Source organism: Pseudomonas sp. C 49-2 (assembly GCF_003970195.1).
In the GTDB taxonomy this organism is placed as follows: domain Bacteria; phylum Pseudomonadota; class Gammaproteobacteria; order Pseudomonadales; family Pseudomonadaceae; genus Aquipseudomonas; species Aquipseudomonas canadensis.
Genome location: NZ_RXYG01000001.1, coordinates 67,551 through 89,267, shown reverse-complemented (window position 1 = coordinate 89,267; position 21,717 = coordinate 67,551). Strand labels below are relative to the sequence as shown.

Below are 21,717 nucleotides of genomic sequence, written 5' to 3'. Positions count from 1 at the left end.
TGAAAAGTGGGGTAAAGCCCATGAAAAGCAATGTCTAGGATAAGCACAGCTTATGTATGAAGCCCTTGGTGACCTGTCCCTCGATTTGCTGCGTGCTTTCGAAGCCGCCGCACGTCATCGCAGCTTTACCGCCGCTGCGATGGAACTGGGCACCACCCAGCCGGCCATCAGCCAACAGATTAAGCGCCTGGAGGAACAGTTGGCGATCCGCCTGTTTGATCGCATCTACCGGGGGATCGAACTGACCGACGCCGGCGCCCTGCTGTTCGAGCATGTGCAGGGCGGTTTGCAGGGCATCAACCAGGGCCTGAGCCTCATCACCCAACAGGACCAGCATGAAGTGCTGCAAGTCGCCACCGACTTCGCCTTCGCCGCTTATTGGCTGATGCCGCGCCTGCATCGATTTCACCAGGCCAACCCGCAGGTCGATGTCAGCCTGGTGACCAGCGAGCGCAACCACGCCACCTTGCGCAGCGATATCGACGTGGCAGTGTTGTTTGGTGACGGCCGTTTCAAGCAGGGCGACAGCCTATGGTTGTTCAACGAGGAAGTGTTCCCGGTGTGCAGCCCAATGTGGCTCAAGGAACAGGCCACGCCGCTGACTGTGCAAAATTTGCACGATTTTCCGCTGCTGCACCTGCGCCAGGAAAACAACAGCCAATGGTTCGACTGGAGCGGTGTGTTTCGCGAACTGGGCATCGCCAGCGTACCAACGCCGGGCCAACTGCGTTTCGACAACTACACCCTACTCATTCAGGCGGCGATTGCCGGCCAGGGCGTGGCCATCGGCTGGCGGCACCTTGTGGATAACCTGCTGGAACAGGGCTGGTTGTGCCGGCCGGTCAGCGACACGGTGATCTCGCGCTTTGGCTATTACGTGGTGCAACCCCAGCGCAAACGTCGGGGGCAATTGGTCGAGCGTTTCGTTGACTGGCTGGTGGCGGAGCAAGCCAGCAGCGCGCAGTCGCTGACCGGGCTGGCCCTGCCGTCCATTGCGGTCTAGCATCTGGCGCATATTGGATCCGGAGTCCGCCATGCAACGTATCAAGGGCTACCACGCCCATATCTACTTCGACGCGAGCACCATCGAACAGGCGCGCACCTTGTGCGAAGACGCCGCCAAACTCTTCCCACTGCGCATGGGCCGTGTGCACGAACGACCGGTGGGCCCGCACCCGGATTGGAGCTGCCAGCTGGCGTTCGATCCTGAGTACATCGGTGTCGTGTTGCCGTGGTTGGTGATTCATCGCAATGGCCTGGTGGTTTTTTTGCACCCCGAAACCGGTGATGACCTGAAGGACCACACTGACTATGCCGTCTGGATGGGGGCGATGCGGGAGCTGAACCTGTCAGCCTTTTCTTAAATGGCATCCCTAAATATGGGATTGATATTTATATATTGAGACTTGCGTTCGCGTAGGTTTATATTCGCTGCATCCGCTCAGAACTCAGGTGAAGCGATGCAGGCGCAATTGATCGCGCTCGATTGGGGAACCAGCTCCCTTCGTGCTTATAAACTCGGCCCCGCCGGCGTGGTGCTGGAACAACGCTCGCTGGGGTGGGGCATCATGCATTTGCCCAGCGAACCCCGGGACATTGCCGGCGTGCGTTGCAGCAACGGCTTCGAGTTGGCGTTCGATGCGGCGTGCGGGGATTGGCTCGACGCCCAGCCGGGGTTACCGGTAATTGCCTGTGGCATGGTCGGCAGCGCCCAGGGCTGGAGCGAAGCGGCCTATCGCAATACCCCGGTCGATGTCGCCAGCCTCGGCCAGGCGCTGCATCAGGTGCACAGCCTGCGCGGCGTGGACGTGCACATCGTGCCGGGCGTGATCGAGCAGGTCGGCTTGCCCAACGTGATGCGTGGCGAAGAAACCCAAGTGCTGGGCGTGCTGCAAGGGCTGGGCGCCGATGTGTTGATCGGCCTGCCGGGCAGCCATTCCAAGTGGGTCGAGGTGGTCGAGGGCTGCATCACGCATTTCGATACCTTTATGACCGGCGAGCTGTTTGCGGTGTTGAGCAAACACAGCATCCTTGGGCGTACTCAGCTGCCGTCCGAACAATTCCAGGTCGAAGCCTTCGACCGAGGCGTGCACGTGGCGCTTTCCGAAGACGGCCAGCGCGGCGTGCTGTCCACCTTGTTCAGTGCCCGCACCCTGGGGCTCACCGGCGAACTCGCCGCTGACCAACAGCCCGATTACCTGTCCGGCTTGCTTATCGGCCATGAACTCGCCGGTCTTCCCGACAGCGCCAAACACAAGCCGATCATCCTGGTCGGCGCCGCGCCCCTTTGCGCCCGCTATCAACGCGCCCTCGCCCTCTGCGGCTTTGCCCACGTCAGCCTGGCGCAGGAAGCCACCGAGCGCGGCCTGTGGCAACTGGCCTTTGCCGCCGGGCTCACTCAACCTGTACTGGAGGCCTGACATGCTCAAGCAAGCACTCGCGCAAAACGGTTTGATCGCCATCCTGCGCGGCATTCGCCCTGACGAAGCCCAGGCAGTCGGCCAGGTGCTGTACCAGGCGGGGTTTCGGGTGATCGAAGTCCCGCTGAATTCGCCTGATCCCTACACCAGTATCCGCACCCTGCGCGACAGCTTGCCCGCCGATTGCCTGATCGGTGCCGGCACGGTGCTGACGCCAGAGCAGGTCGAGCAAGTGAAGGCTGCCGGTGGCCAGGTGATCGTCATGCCCCACAGCGATGCCAAGGTGTTGCGTGCCGCCAAAGCCGCGGGCCTGTTTCTGTCCCCGGGCGTGGCCACGCCCACCGAAGCTTTTGCGGCACTGGCCGAAGGTGCTGACGTGTTGAAGCTGTTCCCCGCCGAGCAAATGGGCCCTTCGGTAATCAAGGCGTGGCTGGCGGTCTTGCCGGCCGGCACCTTGCTGCTGCCGGTGGGAGGCATCACCCCGGACAACATGCAGGTGTTCACCGACGCCGGCGCGAAAGGCTTCGGGTTGGGTTCCGGGTTGTTCAAACCGGGTATGACCGTGGATCAGGTAGCGAGCCGCGCCCAGGCTTATGTCGCCGCCTGGAAAGCCCTGAACTGAATCAAGTTTCGCGCCCACAGGCGCTGCATCTATAAGAGAGATAACAGATGAAAATCACCAAACTGACGACCTTTATCGTCCCGCCGCGCTGGTGCTTCCTCAAGGTCGAGACCGACCAGGGCGTGACCGGCTGGGGTGAGCCCGTAGTCGAAGGCCGCGCTCACACCGTGGCAGCGGCCGTTGAAGAATTGTCCGACTACCTGATCGGCAAAGACCCACGCAATATCGAAGACATCTGGACCGTGCTCTATCGCGGCGGCTTCTACCGCGGCGGCGCCGTGCACATGAGCGCCCTCGCCGGCATCGACCAGGCGCTGTGGGACATCAAGGGCAAGGCCCTCGGTGTATCCGTCAGCGACTTGCTCGGTGGCCAGGTGCGCGACAAGATCCGCGTTTACTCGTGGATCGGCGGCGACCGCCCCGCAGACACCGCCCGCGCCGCCAAAGAGGCCGTGGCCCGTGGCTTCACGGCGGTAAAAATGAACGGCACCGAAGAACTGCAGTTCGTCGACAGCTTTGAAAAAGTCGACCTGGCTCTGGCCAACGTCGCCGCCGTACGTGATGCGGTCGGCCCCAACGTCGGCATCGGCGTCGACTTCCATGGCCGGGTGCACAAGCCTATGGCCAAGGTGCTGATGAAGGAACTCGACCCGTACAAACTGATGTTCATCGAAGAGCCGGTGCTCAGCGAGAACTACGAAGCGCTGAAAGAGCTGGCACCGCTGACTAGCACGCCGATTGCCCTGGGCGAGCGCCTGTTCTCGCGTTGGGATTTCAAGCGTGTGCTCAGCGAAGGCTACGTCGACATCATCCAGCCGGATGCGTCCCATGCCGGTGGCATCACCGAAACCCGCAAGATCGCCAACATGGCCGAAGCCTACGACGTGGCCCTGGCCCTGCACTGCCCGCTGGGCCCGATTGCCCTGGCGGCGTGCCTGCAACTGGACGCGGTCTGCTACAACGCGTTTATCCAGGAACAAAGCCTGGGCATCCACTACAACGAGAGCAATGACTTGCTCGACTATGTGCGCGATCCGGGGGTGTTCGACTACGACCAAGGCTTCGTGAAGATCCCCAACGGACCGGGCCTGGGCATCGAGATCAACGAGGAATACGTGATCGAACGCGCGGCCATCGGCCACCGCTGGCGCAACCCGATCTGGCGGCATGCCGACGGCAGCTTCGCCGAGTGGTAATAGTCCTCTGAAGGAACGCGGTAAAGAATGTGGGAGCTGGCTTGCCTGCGAAGGCGGTGGGTCAGCTTGCATCGCTGGCACTGATACACCGTCTTCGCAGGCAAGCCAGCTCCCACATTTAGATCCGGTTCCTTCAGTAAGACTTGTCCTCAACAAACATAAGAAGAGGCACCCCCCATGCACCCTGAATCCTTCACCGGGCAGGCTTCTTTAGTCACGCCTACCAGAAAGCGTTTCTTCATCATGGTGCTGCTGTTTATCACCGTGGTGATCAACTACCTCGACCGCAGCAACCTGTCCATCGCCGCCCCGGCCCTGACCAGTGAACTGGGGATCGACCCGGTGCACGTCGGGCTGATTTTCTCTGCGTTCGGCTGGACCTACGCCGCCATGCAGATTCCCGGCGGTTGGCTGGTGGACCGCGTGCCGCCGCGTATTCTCTACACGGCGGCGCTGCTGTTGTGGTCCATCGCCACCGTCATGCTCGGCTTCGCGGCCAGCTTTATCGCGCTGTTTGTGTTGCGCATGGCAGTAGGGGCTTTAGAGGCCCCGGCCTATCCGATCAACAGCCGCGTAGTCACCACCTGGTTCCCTGAGCGCGAGCGCGCCACGGCGATTGGCGTCTATACCTCCGGGCAGTTTGTCGGGTTGGCATTCCTGACGCCGGTACTGGCCTGGCTGCAGCATGCATTTGGCTGGCACATGGTGTTTGTCGCGACCGGTGGCGTGGGGATCCTGTGGGCAGTTATCTGGTACGCGGTGTACCGTGAGCCGAAAGACTTCAAAGGCGCGAACGCCGCTGAAATCGACCTGATCCGTGAAGGTGGCGGCTTGGTTGATATGCAGGAAAAAGCTGCCAAGGCGCCGTTCAGTTGGGTCGACCTGGGCATCGTGTTGAGCAAGCGCAAGCTGTGGGGCATCTACCTGGGGCAGTTCTGCCTCAACTCCACGCTGTGGTTCTTCCTGACATGGTTCCCGACCTACCTGGTGAAATACCGCGGCATGGACTTCATCAAGTCCGGCTTGCTGGCGTCGTTGCCATTCCTCGCGGCGTTTGTCGGCGTGCTGTGTTCCGGGATCTTTTCCGACTGGCTGATTCGTCGTGGTGCGTCGGTGGGCTTTGCCCGCAAGTTGCCGATCATCGGCGGGCTGCTGATCTCCACGGCGATCATCGGTGCCAACTATGTGGATTCGACGGCGTGGGTGATTGCGTTCCTGGCGGTGGCGTTCTTTGGTAATGGGTTGGCGTCGATTACCTGGTCGCTGGTGTCGACCTTGGCACCGGCGCGCCTGTTGGGGCTGACCGGTGGGGTGTTCAACTTCATCGGCAACCTGTCGGCGATTGCCACGCCGATCGTGATTGGCTTTCTGGCCAGTGGCGATTCGTTTGCACCGGCGATTACCTATATCGCGGTGCTGGCGTTGCTCGGGGCGCTTTCCTACGTGTTGCTCGTAGGCAAAGTCGAACGCATCGAACTCAAATAACCACAGCCCTGTAGGAGCCGGCTTGCCGGCGATAGCGCCCTCAAGACCGCCATCGCCGGCAAGCCGGCTCCTACCGTGGGTGGGTTTCAGTTGAGGACGCCGTCGAGGATCTCATAGACGATGCCCGTACCCACGGCGATCAACACCACATCCGGCCCCGAACGGCGCCACTCATAACCTGGGTACACCGGCAGGCGTGCGAGGGCGCGGTTGTCGAGGCGTTCGCCGTAGTAGCCGCGGGGCAACGGCTGGCCACGCACCAGGCGCACATTCGGCGGTGGCGGTGCGCCACGGGCGAACTGGCCGTGGTTGTCGTGGATGATCTGGCGGACTGGGCCGAAATCCTGGGGCGGGCCGCCGCGACGGTTGTCCTGCGGGCCGCGATGGTCGTCGCCGCGTTGTTCGTGCTGGCCCTGCGGGCCGCCACGATCAGGGCCGCCTTGGTCATAAGGCGCGGCCTGCACCAGGGCGCTGGCGCCAAGCACCAGCACGCCAAGGCCGGCAATCACGGATTTAGGCATTTTCATCGGGTATTCCTCAGGGCACACAAGCAAAAAAGGGATTTCGAACGAGGTTCGAAATCCCTTGGTCTTGCTGTTTAGGCCGTGCCCGGGCGGGTTGATTCCTCTGTATCAGGAACTTTACCTACTGCTTACGGGGCGCTTACTTACGAGCGTTACGCACGCCTTCCGACAATGCCGCACACAGGCTCAACACGCCGTCGATGGCTTGCTGGTCATTCTTGGCATTGGCGATATGGTCGATCAGTGCCGAACCTACGACGACACCGTCAGCCAAGCGGGCGATGGCCGCCGCTTGTTCCGGCGTACGGATACCAAAACCGATGCTGATCGGCAGGTCGGTATGGCGACGCAGGCGGGTCACGGCTTCTTCGACGTGCTCCAGGGTCGCAGCGCCAGCACCGGTCACACCGGCCACCGACACGTAGTACACAAAACCGGAGCTGCCATTCAGAACTGTCGGCAAGCGCACATCGTCAGTGGTCGGCGTGGTCAGGCGGATAAAGTCGATGCCAGCGGCCTGGGCCGGGTCGCACAGTTCGCCGTTATGCTCGGGCGGCATGTCGACCACGATCAGGCCGTCCACGCCGGCTTCCTTGGCGTCGGCGATGAACTGCGGCACGCCGTATTTGTGGATCGGGTTGAAGTAGCCCATCAACACCAGCGGCGTGTCGTTGTTGTCCTGGCGGAACTCGCGGACCATCTGCAGGGTTTTCAGCAGATTCTGCTTGGCTTCCAGCGCGCGAATGTTGGCCAGCTGGATCGCCGGGCCGTCGGCCATCGGATCGGTGAACGGCATGCCCAACTCGATCACGTCGGCGCCGGCGGCCGGCAAGCCTTTGAGGATCGCCAGCGAGGTGTCATAGCCAGGGTCGCCGGCCGTGACGAAGGTCACCAGGGCGGCGCGGTTTTGTTCTTTAAGCTGTGCGAAGCGGGTTTGCAGGCGGCTCATCAGTGTTTCTCCTGCTTGGCGGTTTCCATATGGTGCATCACGGTCTGCATGTCTTTGTCGCCACGGCCGGACAGGTTGACCACCATCAGGTGATCCTTCGGCAGGGTCGGTGCGCATTTGAACACTTCGGCCAGGGCGTGGGCGCTTTCCAGGGCAGGAATGATGCCTTCCAGGCGGCAGCATTTGTGGAAGGCGTCGAGGGCTTCGTCGTCGGTCACCGAGGTGTACTGGACGCGACCGATGTCGTGCAACCAGGCGTGTTCCGGGCCGATGCCAGGGTAATCCAGGCCTGCGGAGATCGAGTGGGCGTCGATGATCTGGCCGTCGTCATCCTGCAGCAGGAACGTACGGTTGCCGTGCAGTACGCCGGGTACGCCACCGTTGAGGCTGGCGGCGTGCTTGCCGGTCTCGATGCCGTGGCCGGCCGCTTCAACGCCGATGATCTCGACGCTGGTGTCGTCCAGGAACGGGTGGAACAGGCCCATGGCGTTGGAGCCACCGCCGATGCACGCCACCAGGCTGTCCGGCAGGCGGCCTTCCTGGGCTTGCAACTGGTCGCGGGCTTCCTTGCCGATCACGGCCTGGAAGTCGCGCACCATTGCAGGGTACGGGTGCGGGCCGGCCACGGTGCCGATCAGGTAGAAGGTGCTGTCGACGTTGGTCACCCAGTCACGCAGTGCTTCGTTCATCGCGTCTTTCAGGGTGCCGGTGCCGGCAACCACCGGGATCACTTCCGCGCCCAGCAGCTTCATGCGGAACACGTTGGCTTGCTGGCGCTCGATGTCAGTGGTGCCCATGTAGATCACGCATTGCAGGCCGAAGCGCGCAGCCACGGTGGCAGTGGCCACGCCGTGCATGCCGGCGCCGGTCTCGGCGATGATGCGTTTTTTACCCATGCGCCGGGCCAGCAGGATCTGGCCGATGCAGTTGTTGATCTTGTGCGCGCCGGTGTGGTTCAGCTCTTCGCGCTTGAGGTAGATCTTGGCGCCGCCGCAGAATTCGGTCAGGCGCTCGGCGAAGTACAGCGGGCTTGGGCGTCCGACGTAGTCGCGCTGGAAGTAGGCCAGTTCTTCGTTGAAAGCCGGATCGATCTTGGCCGCTTCGTATTCGCGGGCCAAGTCGAGGATCAACGGCATCAGGGTTTCAGCGACGTAACGGCCGCCGAACGCGCCAAACAGGCCGTTGGCGTCTGGGCCGTTGCGTAGATCGGTCTGGGACTGAGTCATGGGACGCTCCAGGAAAGAAGGGGTGTGGGAAGCAATGAGGGTCACTCTACCCCTGACGTTCCATGCTGAAAACCGATAAGATCGCCGCAACCTGTCAGGAAAACTCACAGATGAGCCGAGACCTCCCGCCCCTCAATGCCCTGCGTGCCTTTGAAGCGACTGCGCGATTGAACAGCGTCAGTCAGGCAGCCGAGCAATTGCATGTGACCCACGGTGCCGTCAGCCGGCAGTTGAAGGTGCTGGAGGAGCATTTGGGTATCAGCTTGTTCGTCAAGGAAGGTCGCGGCCTTAAACTCACAGATGCAGGCGTCCGGCTACGGGATGCCAGCGCGGAGGCATTCGAGCGCCTGAGGGATGTGTGTGCCGAGCTGACCCAGGCCAGCGCCGATGCGCCTTTTGTACTCGGCTGTTCGGGCAGCCTGCTGGCGCGCTGGTTGATCCCGCGCCTGGGCCGCTTGAACGCCGACTTGCCGGACCTGCGCTTGCACCTGTCGGCGGGCGATGGGGATCTGGACCCGCGCCGCCCAGGCCTGGATGCGCTGTTGGTGTTCGCTGAACCGCCATGGCCGGCGGATATGCAGGTGTATGAGCTGGCCAGTGAACGCATCGGCCCGGTGATGAGCCCGCGCTTTGCCGGCTATGAACGCTTGCGCGAGGCGCCCTCCGAGGCCTTGTGTGGTGAAAAGCTGTTGCACACCACATCACGCCCGCAAGCTTGGCCCAGTTGGGCGGCGCAGCACGGCATCGAGCCCGGCGCGTTGAAACACGGCCAAGGGTTTGAGCATTTGTATTATTTACTGGAGGCCGCAGTGGCAGGTTTGGGCGTGGCGATCGCGCCTCAGCCGCTGGTGGCTGAAGACCTGCGCGCGGGTCGCCTGGTGGCTCCGTGGGGATTCAGCGAAACCCCGGCGCACCTGGCGCTGTGGCTGCCAAAGCGCGCCGCAGACGGGCGCGCCGGGCAACTGGCGCAGTGGCTCAAGGCTGAGCTACGGCGCGAACCGCTTTAATCGCCGCGTTTGCACAGCAGGTAAGCCGCGAGCAGGCCCAGCGCACCGACGGCAACGCCGGCTGTGGTCCATGGGTGCTCTTGTGCGTAGTCCCGGGTTGCAACACCGGTTTCGCGGATTTTGACTTTGCTTTCTTCGTAGGCGTCGCTGATCAGGTGGCGGGAATGCTTGAGGGCATTCTCGGCATTGCTTTTCAGGGCCTTCAAGGTTTTGCGCGACTCGTCGGATGCATCGTCCTTGAGACTTTCCAAAGACTTGAGCAGGCTCGAAATCTCGGCTTCCATGCTTTCCAGCGACGCTTTGCGTAAAGAAGTGTTGGCCATGTGGACTCTCCTGAAGTGATTGAGTGGCGTGTGTAGATACCGACTACGGCCGTTTCAGAAAGTGCAGTAAATCTGAACTTTCGGGTACGAACAGTCGCCAGAAGCAGTACGAACATTGACTGCTACGCTTGTTTAACGACCCTTAGGAGAACTGCCATGAGTGATCATCACACTTACAAGAAAGTCGAACTGGTGGGCTCGTCCACCTCCAGCATTGAAGACGCCATCAACAATGCGCTGGCCGAGGCCAATAAAAGCATCAAGCATCTGGAATGGTTCGAGGTGACTGAGACCCGTGGTCACATCAAGGACGGCAAGGCTGCGCACTTTCAGGTCACCCTAAAGGTGGGGTTCCGAATTGCCACTAGTTGATCGCGTCGGTTGAACTTGCTGACTGGCCGATTGCCATAACCTGCGCTACAACCAATGGGTGCCGATGCCACAAGCGTCGGCACGCTCTTTTAGATCAGCGCAAGGAAAGTAACGGATGAAGAAGTTCCTGTTAGCGGTAGGTTTGTTGAGCATTGCCGGCACAGCCCTGGCGGCGGGCAAGCCTTGTGAAGAGCTGAAAAGCGAAATTGCAGCGAAAATCGACGCCAAGGGCGCTTCGGGTTATTCGCTGGAAGTGGTGGATAAAGGCGCTACGCCGAGCGATCACACCGTGGTCGGCACCTGCGAGGGTGGCACCAAGGAAATTGCCTACAAGCGCGGTTAACCCCGTGTTGCAGACATAAAAAACCGACGCGCTGCGTCGGTTTTTTATGTCTGAAGGTTTTAGCCCTTCATCACCTGCGCCAGCAGTTCGTAGGAATGAATCCGGTCGGCGTGTTCGTACAGGTCGCAGGTAAAGATCAACTCGTCGGCGCCGGTCTGCTCGATCAGCACTTCCAGTTTGGCGCGGATCTTCGCCGGGCTGCCTACCATGGCCAGGCCAAGGAAACTGCCGACCGCATCCTTTTCATGGGGCAGCCACAGGCCGTCCATGGTTTTTACCGGCGGGCGCTGCACTAGGCTTTGCCCGCGCATGAGGGCGAGGATGCGCTGGTAGACCGAAGTTGCCAAGTAATCAGCCTGCTCGTCGGTATCCGCCGCCACCAAGGGAATGCCGAGCATCACGTAGGGTTTATCCAGCACGGCTGAAGGTTTGAAGTGATTGCGGTACACGCGAATCGCTTCATGCATCAGGCGGGGTGCGAAATGCGAGGCGAAGGCGTAGGGCAAACCGCGTTCACCTGCCAGCTGTGCGCTGAACAAGCTTGAACCGAGCAGCCACACCGGCACATTGGTGCCCGTGCCAGGCACGGCGATGATCCGTTGGTCGGGGGTGCGTGGGCCTAGGTAGGCCATCAGCTCGGCCACGTCTTCCGGGAATTCATCCGCGCTGCCGGAGCGCTCACGTCGCAGGGCGCGGGCGGTCATTTGGTCGGAGCCAGGTGCGCGGCCCAGCCCCAGGTCGATACGGCCGGGGTAGAGGCTCTCCAGGGTGCCGAACTGTTCGGCAATCACCAGCGGCGCATGGTTGGGCAGCATCACACCACCGGAGCCGACGCGAATGGTCGAGGTACCACCTGCCAGGTAGCCCAGCAACACCGAAGTCGCAGAGCTGGCGATACCGTCCATATTGTGGTGCTCGGCCACCCAGAAACGGTTGTAACCGAACTTTTCCACGTGCTGGGCCAGGTCCAGGGAATTGCGCAGCGACTGCGCCGGGCTGCCATTGGCGCGCACGGGCACTAGGTCGAGGGTTGAAAATTTTACGTCGGACAGCGATTTCATAAGCCTGCTTCTCCAAGGGGGCCGCAGGCTTTTTAGACGAACCAAAACCTGCCGCTTCATGTGCATACCTATGCAATAAGGGCATATACCCGAGATTCAATAGCGCGCCAGGAAAATTCCTACTGTATTGCTAGGTTTCTCCGACAGGATGAACTTTGCCAGTCCGACTACTCTCAGAACCCTTACTGACGCAAAACCACCGTTCGAGGAGACCGCTATGAGTATCGTGAAAAAAGCATCCGCGCATTGGGAAGGTGACCTGAAGACTGGCCTGGGTTCCATTTCCACGGAAACCGGCGTGCTACGTGAAGCGCCCTACGGCTTCAAGGCGCGTTTCGAGGGTGGCAAGGGCACCAACCCGGAAGAACTGATCGGTGCGGCCCACGCCGGCTGTTTCTCCATGGCCTTCTCCATGATTCTCGGCGATGCCGGGCTCAAGGCTGACAGCATCGACACCCAGGCCGAAGTGACCCTGGACCAGGTCGACGGTGGTTTTGCGATCACCGCCGTGCACCTGATCCTCAAGGCCAAGATTCCGGGCGCGAGCCAGGCGCAGTTCGATGAATTGAGCAAAAAGGCCAAGGAAGGGTGCCCGGTGTCCAAGGTGCTGAATGCGACTATCACCCTGGATGGCACGCTCGTAAATTGACACCGCTAAACCGGTAGGAGCCGGCTTGCCGGCGATGAGGCCCTCAGATTTACATGGTTTTTGAGGTCGTCATCGCTGGCAAGCCAGCTCCTACAGTGGTTTTTAGGGTGGCTAAAACATCTGCTTCAAATCAGAACTCGTGTTTTGTAAGTGTGGTCCTATTACCATGCAGCCTAGGCGCACACCCGTGCGCAATGCATTCAGGGAGCTTCACACATGAAACGTTTTGCCTTGGCGATCATTTGCGGTGTATTGGCCACTTCGGCCGTGGCCGCGCCAAAAGATTGTGAAGAGCTCAGGAAAGAGATTGAAGTGAAGATCCAGGCCAAGGCGATTCCTTCGTATACCCTGGAAATCATCACCGCCGAAGAAGCCAAGAATCACGACAGTGCAATGATTGTCGGTTCGTGCGAAAACGGCACCAAGCGCATCATCTACCAGAAAAACAACGACTGATCAGATGCAGTTGACGCTGCGTTCCTCCGCGAGCAACTGACGCGCCGAATCATACAACCGGATATTCGGCGTGAAGGCCAGCGAGCGCCCTTCCAGCACATAACGCTGGCCGGCCTGGAAGTGGTCATATTCCAGGGTCATGAAGCAGGTGCGATACATCATCTGGCTGAGCCCACCCAAACCGCCGCCGGCCGGGACTTCAAAGTCGAAGCGCACCATCAATTCGTGATGGCCGGGCGGGAATTGGAAGAAACGTCCGTCATCCAGGTTCTTGCCGTCCAGGCGCTGCGCCATGACCAGCTTGGAGCCCGGCGTCGGCGTAGTGAAATCGACCCACGCCTGTTGCGGATCCATCGGTGGCACGGGTGTTGTCGTGCAGGCGCTGAGGAACAAAGCAGCGACGGGTAACAAGAGCTGGCGCATGGCAGGCACTCAACGGGAAGAAAGAATTTAGCCTGCTGCGACGGCGGCAGACTTCCTATGAGTATAAACACGTCGAGCCATGGAAAAATTCCGCGCAGGCGCGATAGTCTGGCGAGCAAATTACCCAGGAGCGGTCGCGGCATGGTCAGGCGTTTTATTCCAGGGTTGATGGTCGTGCTGCTCAGCGGCTGCTCCAGTGTCAGTTATTACAGCCAGTTGGCCAGCGGCCAATGGCAATTGTTGCGGGCCCGAGAGCCGGTGGCGCAGGTCATTGCCGACCCTTCCCGCCCACCGCTGTTGCGCGAACACTTGGTGCAATCACAAAAAGCGCGCACGTTCGCCAGTGAGCATTTGCACCTGCCGGACAACCAGAGCTACAGGTTGTACGCCGATATCGGTCGGCCCTATGTGGTCTGGAATGTCTTCGCCACGCAGGAATTTTCCCTGTCCCCTGAAACCCATTGCTTCCCCATTGCCGGTTGTGTGGCCTATCGCGGCTATTACAACCAAGGTGCGGCGCGTGGTGAGGCGGCGTTGTTGAAGCAGCGTGGCATGGACGTGTCGATCGGTGGCGTAGAGGCTTACTCGACCTTAGGCTGGTTCAACGACCCGATCATGAACTCGATGATGAACTGGGGCGATGAACGCCTGGCCACGCTGATCTTCCATGAGCTGGCGCACCAGCGTTTCTATGTGAAGGACGACACCGAGTTCAATGAGTCGTTTGCCAATTTCGTCGAGCAGGAAGGTACACGCCAATGGCGCGCTGCGCGGGGGTTGGCGCCTGATAGCTTGTCCACATCCAAGCAGCGTGATCAGTTTATCCAGTTGGTTCTCGATACCCGGCAACGTTTGGAAAAGCTCTATGCCCAATCGTTGGCCGCTGATGCAATGCGTCAGGCCAAGGTGGCTGAGTTCGAGCGTTTGCGCAGCGATTACCGGCAACTGCGCGACAGCCAATGGGGCGGCGATAAACGTTATGACGCCTGGATCAACCAGCCCATGAACAATGCGCGGCTGTTGCCATTTGGGCTGTACGACCAATGGGTGCCGGCGTTTGCGGCGTTGTTTGCGCAGGAAGGTGGGGATTGGGTGAGGTTTTATAAGGCTGTGGAAAAGATGGGCGGGATGCCGGTGGCGCAGCGCAAAGCGGCGTTGAGGCACTTGCAAGGTGGTGGCCTTTAGGGCCTCATCGCAGGCAAGCCAGCTCCCACAGTTGACCGATTTTCAACATGAGAACGCTTTCAACTGTGGGAGCTGGCTTGCCTGCGATAGCTATTTTAAGGCCGCTGCAAAAATGCCTGGTGCATCTGCGCCAACGTCTCAAAATGCCAAGTCGGCGCCTCGGCATTCAGCTCTTCAAAACTGCCAAAGCCATACCCCACCGCTGCCGAATCCAACCCGTTGCTGCGTGCGCCGATCAGGTCATGCTTGCGGTCACCAATCATCAGGGTGGTGGCTGGGTCCAGGCCTTCCTCGCTCATCAGGTGGGCGATCAGTTCGACTTTATTGGTGCGCGTGCCGTCCAGTTCACTGCCGTAAATCACCTTGAAGTGCTTGGCAAAATCGAAGTGCCGCGCGATCTCGCGGGCGAATACCCAAGGCTTGGACGTCGCGACGTAGAGCTGGCGCCCCTGGCCGCTCAAGTCCTCCAGCAACGGCATCACGCCCTCGAACACGTGGTTCTCATACAGGCCGGTCACCTTGAAACGCTCGCGGTAGAAATTCACCGCTTCCCAGGCCTTGGCTTCATCAAAGCCGTAGAACTGCATGAAGGCTTGCAGCAAGGGTGGGCCGATGAAGTGTTCCAGCTTGGTCAGGTCCGGCTCATCAATGCCGAGTTTGCCGAGGGCGTACTGGATCGAGCGGGTGATGCCTTCGCGCGGGTCTGTGAGGGTGCCGTCCAGGTCGAACAGCACGGTTTGGTAGTTCATTGATCGAATCCTTCAGCCAGGTGCAGGTCTTTGAGCTTCACGTAGTTCGCGGCGCTGTAGGTGAAAAAGGCGCGCTCCTTGTCAGTCAGCGGGCGGATTTGTTTAACCGGGCTGCCCACGTACAAGAAGCCGCTTTCGAGTTTCTTGCCTGGCGGCACCAGGCTGCCAGCGCCGATGATCACGTCGTCTTCCACCACGGCGCCGTCCATCACGATGCTGCCCATGCCGATCAGGATGCGGTTGCCAACGGTGCAGCCATGCAGCATGACTTTGTGGGCGATGGTCACATCGTCGCCGATCAGCAGTGGGAAGCCATCCGGATTGAACGGACCCGCGTGGGTGATGTGCAGCACGCAGCCATCCTGCACGCTGGTGCGCGCACCGATGCGGATGCGGTGCATGTCGCCACGGATCACGGTCAGCGGCCAGACCGAGCTGTCGGCGCCGATTTCGACATCGCCGATCACCACCGCCGAAATATCGACAAAAGCCCCGGCGCCCAAGGCTGGCGTGTGGTTCTGATAGGTGCGAAGGGTCACGATAGCCTCTCTCTCTTCTGCTGATAGCTGCGGTGGACGTTGATTGTAATTAAGATGGCCCCATCTTTGTTCTTACATGTTTCTTCAGCCAAGGTGCCAACCGTGAGCGCGAACAACCCTCTTCTGCAGTCCTACGACCTGCCGCCGTTCTCGGCGATCCGTGCCGAGCACGTCCAGCCGGCCATCGAACAGATCCTCGCCGACAACCGTGTCGCCATCGAAGGCATCCTGCAAAGCCAGGGGAAAAATCCGACGTGGGCCGGCCTGGTCCTGGCCATGGATGAACTGAATGACCGCCTGGGCGCCGCCTGGAGCCCGGTCAGCCACCTCAACGCCGTGTGCAACAGCGCTGAACTGCGCGAAGCCTACGAAAGTTGCCTGCCGGCGTTGAGCGCCTACTCCACCGAGATGGGCCAGAACCGCGAGCTGTTCCAGGCCTTCGAAGCCCTGGCCAACAGCCCGGAAGCCGCCGGTTTCGACGTGGCGCAAAAAACCATCCTGGAACACTCCCTGCGTGACTTCCGTCTGTCGGGTATCGATCTGCCGCCGGAGCAGCAAAAACGCTACGCCGAAGTGCAGAGCAAACTGTCCGAGCTGGGCAGCAAGTTTTCCAACCAATTGCTGGACGCCACCCAGGCCTGGACCAAACACGTCACCGACGAAGCCACCCTCGCCGGCCTGACCGATTCGGCCAAGGCGCAAATGGCTGCCGCCGCCCAGGCCAAAAGCCTCGACGGCTGGTTGATCACCCTGGAATTCCCAAGCTACTACGCGGTGATGACCTACGCCCAGGACCGCGCCCTGCGTGAAGAAGTCTACGCGGCCTACTGCACCCGTGCGTCGGACCAAGGCCCGAATGCCGGTCAGAACGATAACGGCCCGGTGATGGAACAGATCCTCGACCTGCGTCAGGAGCTGGCCAAGCTGCTGGGTTATGCGTCGTTCTCCGAACTGAGCCTGGCCACCAAAATGGCCGAGTCCAGCGATCAGGTGCTGAGCTTCCTGCGCGACCTGGCCAAGCGCAGCAAGCCGTTTGCCGCCCAAGACCTGCAACAGCTCAAGGCCTACGCCGCCGAACAAGGCTGCGCCGAGCTGCAAAGCTGGGACAGCGGTTTCTACGGCGAAAAACTCCGTGAGCAACGCTACAGCGTGTCCCAGGAAGCCCTGCGCGCCTATTTCCCGATCGACAAGGTGCTGGGCGGCCTGTTTGCCATCGTGCAGCGCCTGTACGGCATCGAAATCGCCGAGCAAAAGGGCTTCGACACCTGGCACCCGGATGTCCGCCTGTTTGAAATCAAGGAAAACGGCCAGCACGTGGGCCGCTTCTTCTTCGACCTGTACGCCCGCGCCAACAAGCGTGGCGGCGCGTGGATGGACGGCGCGCGCGACCGTCGCCGCAAAATCGACGGCGTGCTGCAAAGCCCGGTGGCCAACCTGGTGTGCAACTTCACCCCGGCAGACAGCGGCAAGCCTGCCCTGCTGACCCACGATGAAGTGACCACCCTGTTCCACGAGTTTGGCCACGGCCTGCATCACCTGCTGACCCGCGTTGAACACGCGGGTGTGTCCGGCATCAACGGCGTGGCCTGGGATGCGGTGGAATTGCCGAGCCAGTTCATGGAGAACTGGTGCTGGGAGCCGGAAGGGCTGGCGCTGATCTCTGGTCACTACGAAACCGGCGAAGCGCTGCCTCAGGACCTGCTGGAAAAAATGCTCGCGGCTAAGAACTTCCAGTCCGGCCTGATGATGGTGCGTCAGCTGGAGTTCTCGCTGTTCGACTTCGAACTGCACGCCACCCACGGTGATGGCCGCAGCGTGGCGCAGGTGCTGGAAGGCGTGCGCGATGAGGTGTCGGTGATGCGTCCGCCGGCCTACAACCGTTTCCCCAATAGCTTCGCGCACATCTTCGCTGGCGGATACGCGGCGGGTTACTACAGCTACAAGTGGGCTGAAGTGCTGTCTGCGGATGCCTTCTCTAAGTTTGAAGAAGAGGGCGTGCTCAACGCTGAGACCGGCCGCGCCTTCCGCGAGGCGATCCTGGCGCGTGGCGGTTCCCAGGAACCGATGGTGCTGTTCGTCGACTTCCGCGGACGTGCGCCGTCGATTGACGCACTCTTGCGTCACAGCGGCCTGAGTGAGGACGCGGCAGCATGAGTGAAGGGCCTGTGATCACCAAAAAGCAATTTATCGCCGGGGCGGTCTGTCCGGCGTGCAGCGAGCCGGACAAGTTGAAGATGTGGACCGAAGACAACGTGCCCCATCGCGAGTGCGTGGCCTGCGGTTATACCGACACGCTGAATGACCAGGGGTTGTCGGTGCCCAAGGAATTGGGCACGCGGGTGAATACGTCTGCGTTGAAAGCGCCGGCGGACCCCAAGGTGCAGGCGGTGCAGTTCTTTCCGAATCCGAAGTTGAAAAAAGACTGACCCATTTGATGTTTCTCGCCCTGAAACCAAAGTTTTGGGGCGAGGAGCGTTAAGCATCTACACCCTTCTCTCCTGCGTTGTATTCCAGGATGACAACTCCCACTTGTTGTCTTCAAGGATGCCCAATGCACGACCCCAATCCCCTGTTGCAGGACTATCACCTGCCGCCTTTCTCGGCCATTCGTGCCGAACATCTTGTACCTGCCGTTGATGCGATCGTGCTGCGCGGTCGCACCGAGGTGGGCCGCATTATTGCCAGCCAGCGACACAGCCCGAACTGGGACGATCTCGTGCTTGCCATAGAGGCGGTGACGTCGCGGATCGACGAGGTGTTAACGGTGATTTACATACTCGACAGCGTAAACACTGAACAAAAATGGAAACGAGCCACCGCGCAAGCCACGTTCCGGGGCAGAGAGTTCGTGCGCGATCTAACCAGTAACCGCGCGCTATTTGACTGCTACAAAGCGTTGGCGGCCAGTTCAGCGGCAGGACTGTTCGATGCGTCCCGTCAGAGTTTGCTGAGGCGTACGCTGAAAAAGTTTGAACAGGCCGGTATCGAATTGGAACCTGTCTCGCAGCAGAGGCTGGTGACGCTTAACCTTGAAATTGCCGGGCTTCAGCAGTTGTTCATTAGCCGGTTGGAACAGGCAAACAACGCTTGGCGCAAACACATCACCGACGAATCACACCTGCAGGGGCTTACGCCAACCTTCAAGGCGCGTATGGCGCAAAAGGCCCGTGCCGCCAACCTGGAAGGTTGGCTGATTACCCTGAATGAAGAGACCTACCGAGACCTCATGGCGTACGCGCAAAATCGCGCTTTGCGAGAGGAGGTTTTCATCGCCTACAACACGCGTGCGTCCGATATCGGCCCGCATGCCGGGCAGTTCGACAATGGCCCGCTGCTGCAAATGCTAATGGTCAGCCGTCATCAAAAAGCCAAGCTTTTGGGCCACGCCAACTTCGTTCGATTGGCGCTTGAGCTTCAGGTATTGGATACCGAAGATCAGGTGCTGACGTTTATTCGTGATCAAGTTGCGTCGCAACGTACGGCCTTCGAGCATGACAAACGTCAGCTCACCACGCTGGGCCGTGAACTTGGGTTGACCGATCTGCAGCCCTGGGATTACGCCTATCTGGCGCAGATCATCCGGCAACAGACCAGCGGCGTTGCTGAAGAGACGTTGCGCGCTTATTTCCCGCTGGATACCACCCTGATCCGCCTGTTTGCTTTGCTAAAGCGCCTGTTCGACATCGAAATCAGTGAGCTCGATGGCTTCGACTCCTGGGCTCCCGGGGTTCGACTCTTGCAGGTGCAGGCCTATGGCGAAGTATTGGGGCAGATATATTTCGTACCGTTTTTGCAAAACAGCGATGATTTTCCCAACGCGTTTTCGTTGAAAAACCGCTGGACCACGGCTGAAGGGCAAAGAGTGCAACCGGTGGTTGTGCTCTGCAGCCAGTTTGAAGTGACCCCTGATGAGCCCTGCTTGCTTGCGCATCTGCAGCTCAAGATCCTGTTCCATGAGTTCGGCCATTGCTTGCAGCAGATGCTGATGGGCGTGGGTTATCGCACCAAAATGGGCATTGATGACCTGGGCATAGACAGTGCGGAGTTCTGCGGCCAGTTCTTCGAGCGCTGGTGTGATTCCCCTGAATGTCTTGTCTGGCTGTCAAGCCATGTCGAAACCGGCGCGCAGTTGCCTGAGGCCGTGGCCCGACAGCAAGTGGTGTATGCCAACACTCAAACGTCTTGGGAGCGCGCAGAGTCGCTGACCCTGGCGCTGTTTGATATTGAAGTGCATCGCACCCACGGCGACGGACGCGCAATTGAGCAGGTATTCGCAAGCGCCAACCGTGAGGTCGGGCACCTGCCAGCGCTGGACGCTGTGCGTTACGTCAATGGCTTCAGCCATATGGTGTCGGGATACGAGGGCGGGTTTTATGCTTACCAATGGTCTGAAGTGCTGGCACGTGCAGCCTTCAAAAGGTTTGAGCAAGAGGGGGTGTTCAACCCGCAGACGGGTCGTGCGTTTCGCGAGCTAGTGCTTGCTCCCGGTCACTCTAGATCGTTGGTTGAAGCGGTGCGTTTATTTTTAGACGTTACACCCGGTACCGTGGTTTGAATTCAGGAGCCAGTGTTGGCAGTGTTCATCCAACTCTTCATCGAACACAGGGCGAAGGCACTGGTGCTGCATTCTCCATTGAGTAACGCCTTGCGTAACTTGGCGACATCGGCACTCATCATGTAGCGAACGCCGTCCTTGAAGCCGTTACTGGTGCCGAAGCCGCCCAAGGTCATCTCGTTCAGCGCATCTTCCTTGCTCCACCCCTGAATCACCACCCGATACATCGCCGCCATCAGGCCGGTACGGTCAGAGCCGTGCTTGCAATGCATCAGCACCGGGCCGTTGGTTTCGGCTTCCTGGATGGCTCTCAACGCCGCCAGCACGTCGGAATCATCGACATGGTTGGTGCGATAAGTCAGCTGTACTTGTCGGATATCGGGCGATTTGAGCCAGTCAGCATCGGATTCCGGCAGGAAATTGATCACGGTGCCGATCTTGAGCTCTTCCAGCAGCGGCGCTGCGTTGCTGTCGGGTAACCCGCTGCGATAGAGCGTGGGCGTCATCTGGTGAAGGTTGTATTGACTTCCCACCGGTTGTGCCCACTCGGGGGAACGGATGGAGATGGGCTCGTCGGCTTGAGCGAAAGCGCTCGAGAACAGCGCGATGAACACGAGGCCGAAGGCCGGCAGCCATTGATTCTTGAGCATGGATGACATGACCGGGCAGGAGATTGGTGAATGCCGCTCAGGTTGGTCCAAGGGGGGTCAATGAGGCGTGAGGGGGGCGTCAAAGAATCGTGAATCATCAGTCTTTAGTCGCTGAAACGATTCCTCCGATGCATAGCCTGCTATCATTTGTAACTATTGATTGCCGTAAATACCAAGCCGCTCGCTAGAAGTCGGCTGATGAACCCGTGACCACATGATGAGGTGCCACCATGTCTGATCAAGATCAAGACAACCCGCGGCGTGACTTTTTGCGCAAATCCTTGACCTTGATCCCGGTGGTCACGGTTGCCAGCACCGGCCTTGGCGGCTCAATGCTGATGGCGACGCCTGAGCCGGCGCAAGCCGCGCCAGCCAAGCCTACAACCAGCGAAAAGGCCTACGAGCCAACTTATTTCACCGCCGAGGAATGGGCGTTCATCAACGCCGCCGTCGCGCAATTAATTCCTGCTGATGCCCAAGGCCCAGGTGCTCTGGAAGCCGGTGCACCGGAATATATCGACCGCCAGATGAACACGCCGTACGCCAGCGGTGCCCTTTGGTTCATGCAAGGTCCTTTCAACGCCGACGCGCCGTCGGAGATGGGCTGGCAGTCCAAACTGGTGCCCAAAGAGATCTATCGCCTGGGCATTGCCGCGACGGATGCATGGTCGAAGGCGTTCAACGGCAAAGTTTTTGCCGCGCAAGACAGCGCTACCCGAGACGATATGTTGCGGCGTCTGGAGGCTGGCGGTAGTGAGGTGACGGCGCATTTTGATGCGGTGCCGCCAAAGATCTTCTTCAACTTGTTGCTACAAAACACCAAGGAAGGCTTCTTCTGCGACCCGATCCACGGCGGCAACAAAGGCATGGTTGGCTGGACCATGATCGGCTTCCCCGGCGCCCGCGCCGACTTCATGGACTGGGTTGAACGCAACGAGCAATACCCCTTCCCGGCAGTTTCCATCCGCGGCGAGAGGGCATAA

General features: G+C 60.1%; 25 protein-coding genes. 16 read left to right on the top strand and 9 right to left on the bottom strand.

From position 1 onward, the window contains the following. Nucleotides 1-52 precede the first annotated feature (52 nt). The 6 genes from EJ576_RS00445 to EJ576_RS00420 all read left to right on the top strand — a co-directional run bounded on the left by EJ576_RS00445 (nucleotide 53) and on the right by EJ576_RS00420 (nucleotide 5,723). Nucleotides 53-1,003 carry a LysR family transcriptional regulator gene (locus EJ576_RS00445; protein WP_122730062.1) on the top strand — a complete coding sequence of 317 codons (951 nt, stop codon included), beginning with the start codon at nucleotides 53-55 and terminating at the stop codon, nucleotides 1,001-1,003. A gap of 31 nt (nucleotides 1,004-1,034) precedes the next feature. Beyond that, complete coding sequence (locus EJ576_RS00440) at nucleotides 1,035-1,364, top strand: DOPA 4,5-dioxygenase family protein (protein ID WP_028618611.1); 330 nt, start codon at nucleotides 1,035-1,037, stop codon at nucleotides 1,362-1,364. 96 nt (nucleotides 1,365-1,460) lie between these two features. Further along, nucleotides 1,461-2,420, top strand: a complete 960-nt coding sequence (locus tag EJ576_RS00435; RefSeq protein WP_122730063.1) for a 2-dehydro-3-deoxygalactonokinase — start codon at nucleotides 1,461-1,463, stop codon at nucleotides 2,418-2,420. 1 nt (nucleotide 2,421) lies between these two features. Beyond that, nucleotides 2,422-3,042, top strand: coding sequence for a 2-dehydro-3-deoxy-6-phosphogalactonate aldolase (locus tag EJ576_RS00430; RefSeq protein ID WP_122730065.1), 621 nt, complete (start codon nucleotides 2,422-2,424; stop codon nucleotides 3,040-3,042). A gap of 47 nt (nucleotides 3,043-3,089) precedes the next feature. Continuing rightward, a complete protein-coding gene (dgoD, locus tag EJ576_RS00425) occupies nucleotides 3,090-4,238 on the top strand; it encodes a galactonate dehydratase (protein WP_003170741.1) in 1,149 nt (382 codons plus the stop codon). Nucleotides 4,239-4,415: 177 nt separating this feature from the next. Then, nucleotides 4,416-5,723 carry an MFS transporter gene (locus EJ576_RS00420; protein ID WP_028618614.1) on the top strand — a complete coding sequence of 436 codons (1,308 nt, stop codon included), beginning with the start codon at nucleotides 4,416-4,418 and terminating at the stop codon, nucleotides 5,721-5,723. A gap of 86 nt (nucleotides 5,724-5,809) precedes the next feature. Here EJ576_RS00420 and EJ576_RS00415 read toward each other — a convergent pair whose 3' ends face one another. From EJ576_RS00415 to trpB, 3 genes are all read right to left on the bottom strand, one after another. Continuing rightward, nucleotides 5,810-6,250 carry an anti-virulence regulator CigR family protein gene (locus tag EJ576_RS00415; protein WP_028618615.1) on the bottom strand — a complete coding sequence of 147 codons (441 nt, stop codon included), beginning with the start codon at nucleotides 6,248-6,250 and terminating at the stop codon, nucleotides 5,810-5,812. 136 nt (nucleotides 6,251-6,386) lie between these two features. Further along, nucleotides 6,387-7,196: a tryptophan synthase subunit alpha gene (gene trpA, locus EJ576_RS00410; protein ID WP_028618616.1), complete on the bottom strand. Its 810-nt coding sequence runs from the start codon at nucleotides 7,194-7,196 to the stop codon at nucleotides 6,387-6,389. After that, nucleotides 7,196-8,422, bottom strand: coding sequence for a tryptophan synthase subunit beta (gene trpB, locus EJ576_RS00405; RefSeq protein WP_126569399.1), 1,227 nt, complete (start codon nucleotides 8,420-8,422; stop codon nucleotides 7,196-7,198). Before trpB ends, trpA begins: the two co-directional genes overlap by 1 nt. Before the next feature lie 110 nt (nucleotides 8,423-8,532). On the opposite strand from trpB, the gene EJ576_RS00400 reads away from it, so the two are divergent. Then, a complete protein-coding gene (locus EJ576_RS00400; RefSeq protein ID WP_126569398.1) occupies nucleotides 8,533-9,429 on the top strand; it encodes a LysR family transcriptional regulator in 897 nt (298 codons plus the stop codon). On the opposite strand, the gene EJ576_RS00395 is transcribed toward EJ576_RS00400, so the two are convergent. Beyond that, nucleotides 9,426-9,752, bottom strand: coding sequence for a YqjD family protein (locus EJ576_RS00395; protein WP_003170746.1), 327 nt, complete (start codon nucleotides 9,750-9,752; stop codon nucleotides 9,426-9,428). The two genes, EJ576_RS00400 and EJ576_RS00395, sit on opposite strands and share 4 nt — an antisense overlap. A 156-nt stretch (nucleotides 9,753-9,908) precedes the next feature. Here EJ576_RS00395 and EJ576_RS00390 point away from each other — a divergent pair, with 156 nt between their 5' ends. Together EJ576_RS00390 and EJ576_RS00385 are read left to right on the top strand one after the other, a co-directional pair. Then, on the top strand, nucleotides 9,909-10,124 hold the full coding sequence (locus tag EJ576_RS00390) for a dodecin (protein WP_122730069.1): 216 nt from the start codon (nucleotides 9,909-9,911) through the stop codon (nucleotides 10,122-10,124). A gap of 115 nt (nucleotides 10,125-10,239) precedes the next feature. Beyond that, a complete protein-coding gene (locus tag EJ576_RS00385; RefSeq protein WP_122730070.1) occupies nucleotides 10,240-10,467 on the top strand; it encodes a DUF1161 domain-containing protein in 228 nt (75 codons plus the stop codon). A 59-nt stretch (nucleotides 10,468-10,526) separates the two neighbouring features. Here the strand turns inward: EJ576_RS00385 and EJ576_RS00380 are convergent, their stop codons facing one another. Further along, the gene (locus EJ576_RS00380; RefSeq protein ID WP_028618620.1) at nucleotides 10,527-11,528 is read right to left on the bottom strand and encodes an LLM class flavin-dependent oxidoreductase; all 1,002 of its coding nucleotides are present in this window, start codon (nucleotides 11,526-11,528) and stop codon (nucleotides 10,527-10,529) included. Between the two features lie 217 nt (nucleotides 11,529-11,745). Between EJ576_RS00380 and EJ576_RS00375 the strand changes: the two genes are divergently transcribed. Together EJ576_RS00375 and EJ576_RS00370 are read left to right on the top strand one after the other, a co-directional pair. Continuing rightward, on the top strand, nucleotides 11,746-12,177 hold the full coding sequence (locus EJ576_RS00375) for an OsmC family protein (protein WP_003170750.1): 432 nt from the start codon (nucleotides 11,746-11,748) through the stop codon (nucleotides 12,175-12,177). Between the two features lie 216 nt (nucleotides 12,178-12,393). Next, entirely contained in the window at nucleotides 12,394-12,633 is a 240-nt protein-coding gene (locus EJ576_RS00370) for a DUF1161 domain-containing protein (protein WP_016969660.1), read from the top strand. On the opposite strand, the gene EJ576_RS00365 is transcribed toward EJ576_RS00370, so the two are convergent. Continuing rightward, a complete protein-coding gene (locus tag EJ576_RS00365; RefSeq protein WP_028618621.1) occupies nucleotides 12,634-13,056 on the bottom strand; it encodes a hypothetical protein in 423 nt (140 codons plus the stop codon). It abuts the gene before it with no gap. 141 nt (nucleotides 13,057-13,197) lie between these two features. Between EJ576_RS00365 and EJ576_RS00360 the strand changes: the two genes are divergently transcribed. Further along, nucleotides 13,198-14,241: an aminopeptidase gene (locus EJ576_RS00360; RefSeq protein ID WP_126569397.1), complete on the top strand. Its 1,044-nt coding sequence runs from the start codon at nucleotides 13,198-13,200 to the stop codon at nucleotides 14,239-14,241. A 95-nt stretch (nucleotides 14,242-14,336) separates the two neighbouring features. On the opposite strand, the gene EJ576_RS00355 is transcribed toward EJ576_RS00360, so the two are convergent. Both EJ576_RS00355 and EJ576_RS00350 read right to left on the bottom strand, forming a co-directional pair. Further along, nucleotides 14,337-14,990 carry an HAD family hydrolase gene (locus tag EJ576_RS00355; protein WP_126569396.1) on the bottom strand — a complete coding sequence of 218 codons (654 nt, stop codon included), beginning with the start codon at nucleotides 14,988-14,990 and terminating at the stop codon, nucleotides 14,337-14,339. Further along, nucleotides 14,987-15,529 carry a gamma carbonic anhydrase family protein gene (locus EJ576_RS00350; protein ID WP_122730075.1) on the bottom strand — a complete coding sequence of 181 codons (543 nt, stop codon included), beginning with the start codon at nucleotides 15,527-15,529 and terminating at the stop codon, nucleotides 14,987-14,989. The genes EJ576_RS00355 and EJ576_RS00350 overlap by 4 nt, the downstream gene beginning before the upstream one ends. A 102-nt stretch (nucleotides 15,530-15,631) precedes the next feature. Here EJ576_RS00350 and prlC point away from each other — a divergent pair, with 102 nt between their 5' ends. The 3 genes from prlC to EJ576_RS00335 all read left to right on the top strand — a co-directional run bounded on the left by prlC (nucleotide 15,632) and on the right by EJ576_RS00335 (nucleotide 20,084). Then, nucleotides 15,632-17,683 (top strand): oligopeptidase A, encoded by a 2,052-nt coding sequence (prlC, locus tag EJ576_RS00345; protein ID WP_095014118.1) that lies wholly within the window; start codon nucleotides 15,632-15,634, stop codon nucleotides 17,681-17,683. Continuing rightward, nucleotides 17,680-17,955, top strand: a complete 276-nt coding sequence (locus EJ576_RS00340; RefSeq protein ID WP_010207776.1) for a YheV family putative zinc ribbon protein — start codon at nucleotides 17,680-17,682, stop codon at nucleotides 17,953-17,955. The genes prlC and EJ576_RS00340 overlap by 4 nt, the downstream gene beginning before the upstream one ends. Nucleotides 17,956-18,080: 125 nt before the next feature. After that, on the top strand, nucleotides 18,081-20,084 hold the full coding sequence (locus tag EJ576_RS00335; protein ID WP_158628941.1) for a M3 family metallopeptidase: 2,004 nt from the start codon (nucleotides 18,081-18,083) through the stop codon (nucleotides 20,082-20,084). Nucleotides 20,085-20,086: 2 nt separating this feature from the next. Here the strand turns inward: EJ576_RS00335 and EJ576_RS00330 are convergent, their stop codons facing one another. Further along, on the bottom strand, nucleotides 20,087-20,734 hold the full coding sequence (locus EJ576_RS00330; protein WP_126569394.1) for a tyrosine-protein phosphatase: 648 nt from the start codon (nucleotides 20,732-20,734) through the stop codon (nucleotides 20,087-20,089). Between the two features lie 230 nt (nucleotides 20,735-20,964). On the opposite strand from EJ576_RS00330, the gene EJ576_RS00325 reads away from it, so the two are divergent. Beyond that, entirely contained in the window at nucleotides 20,965-21,717 is a 753-nt protein-coding gene (locus tag EJ576_RS00325; protein WP_028618626.1) for a gluconate 2-dehydrogenase subunit 3 family protein, read from the top strand.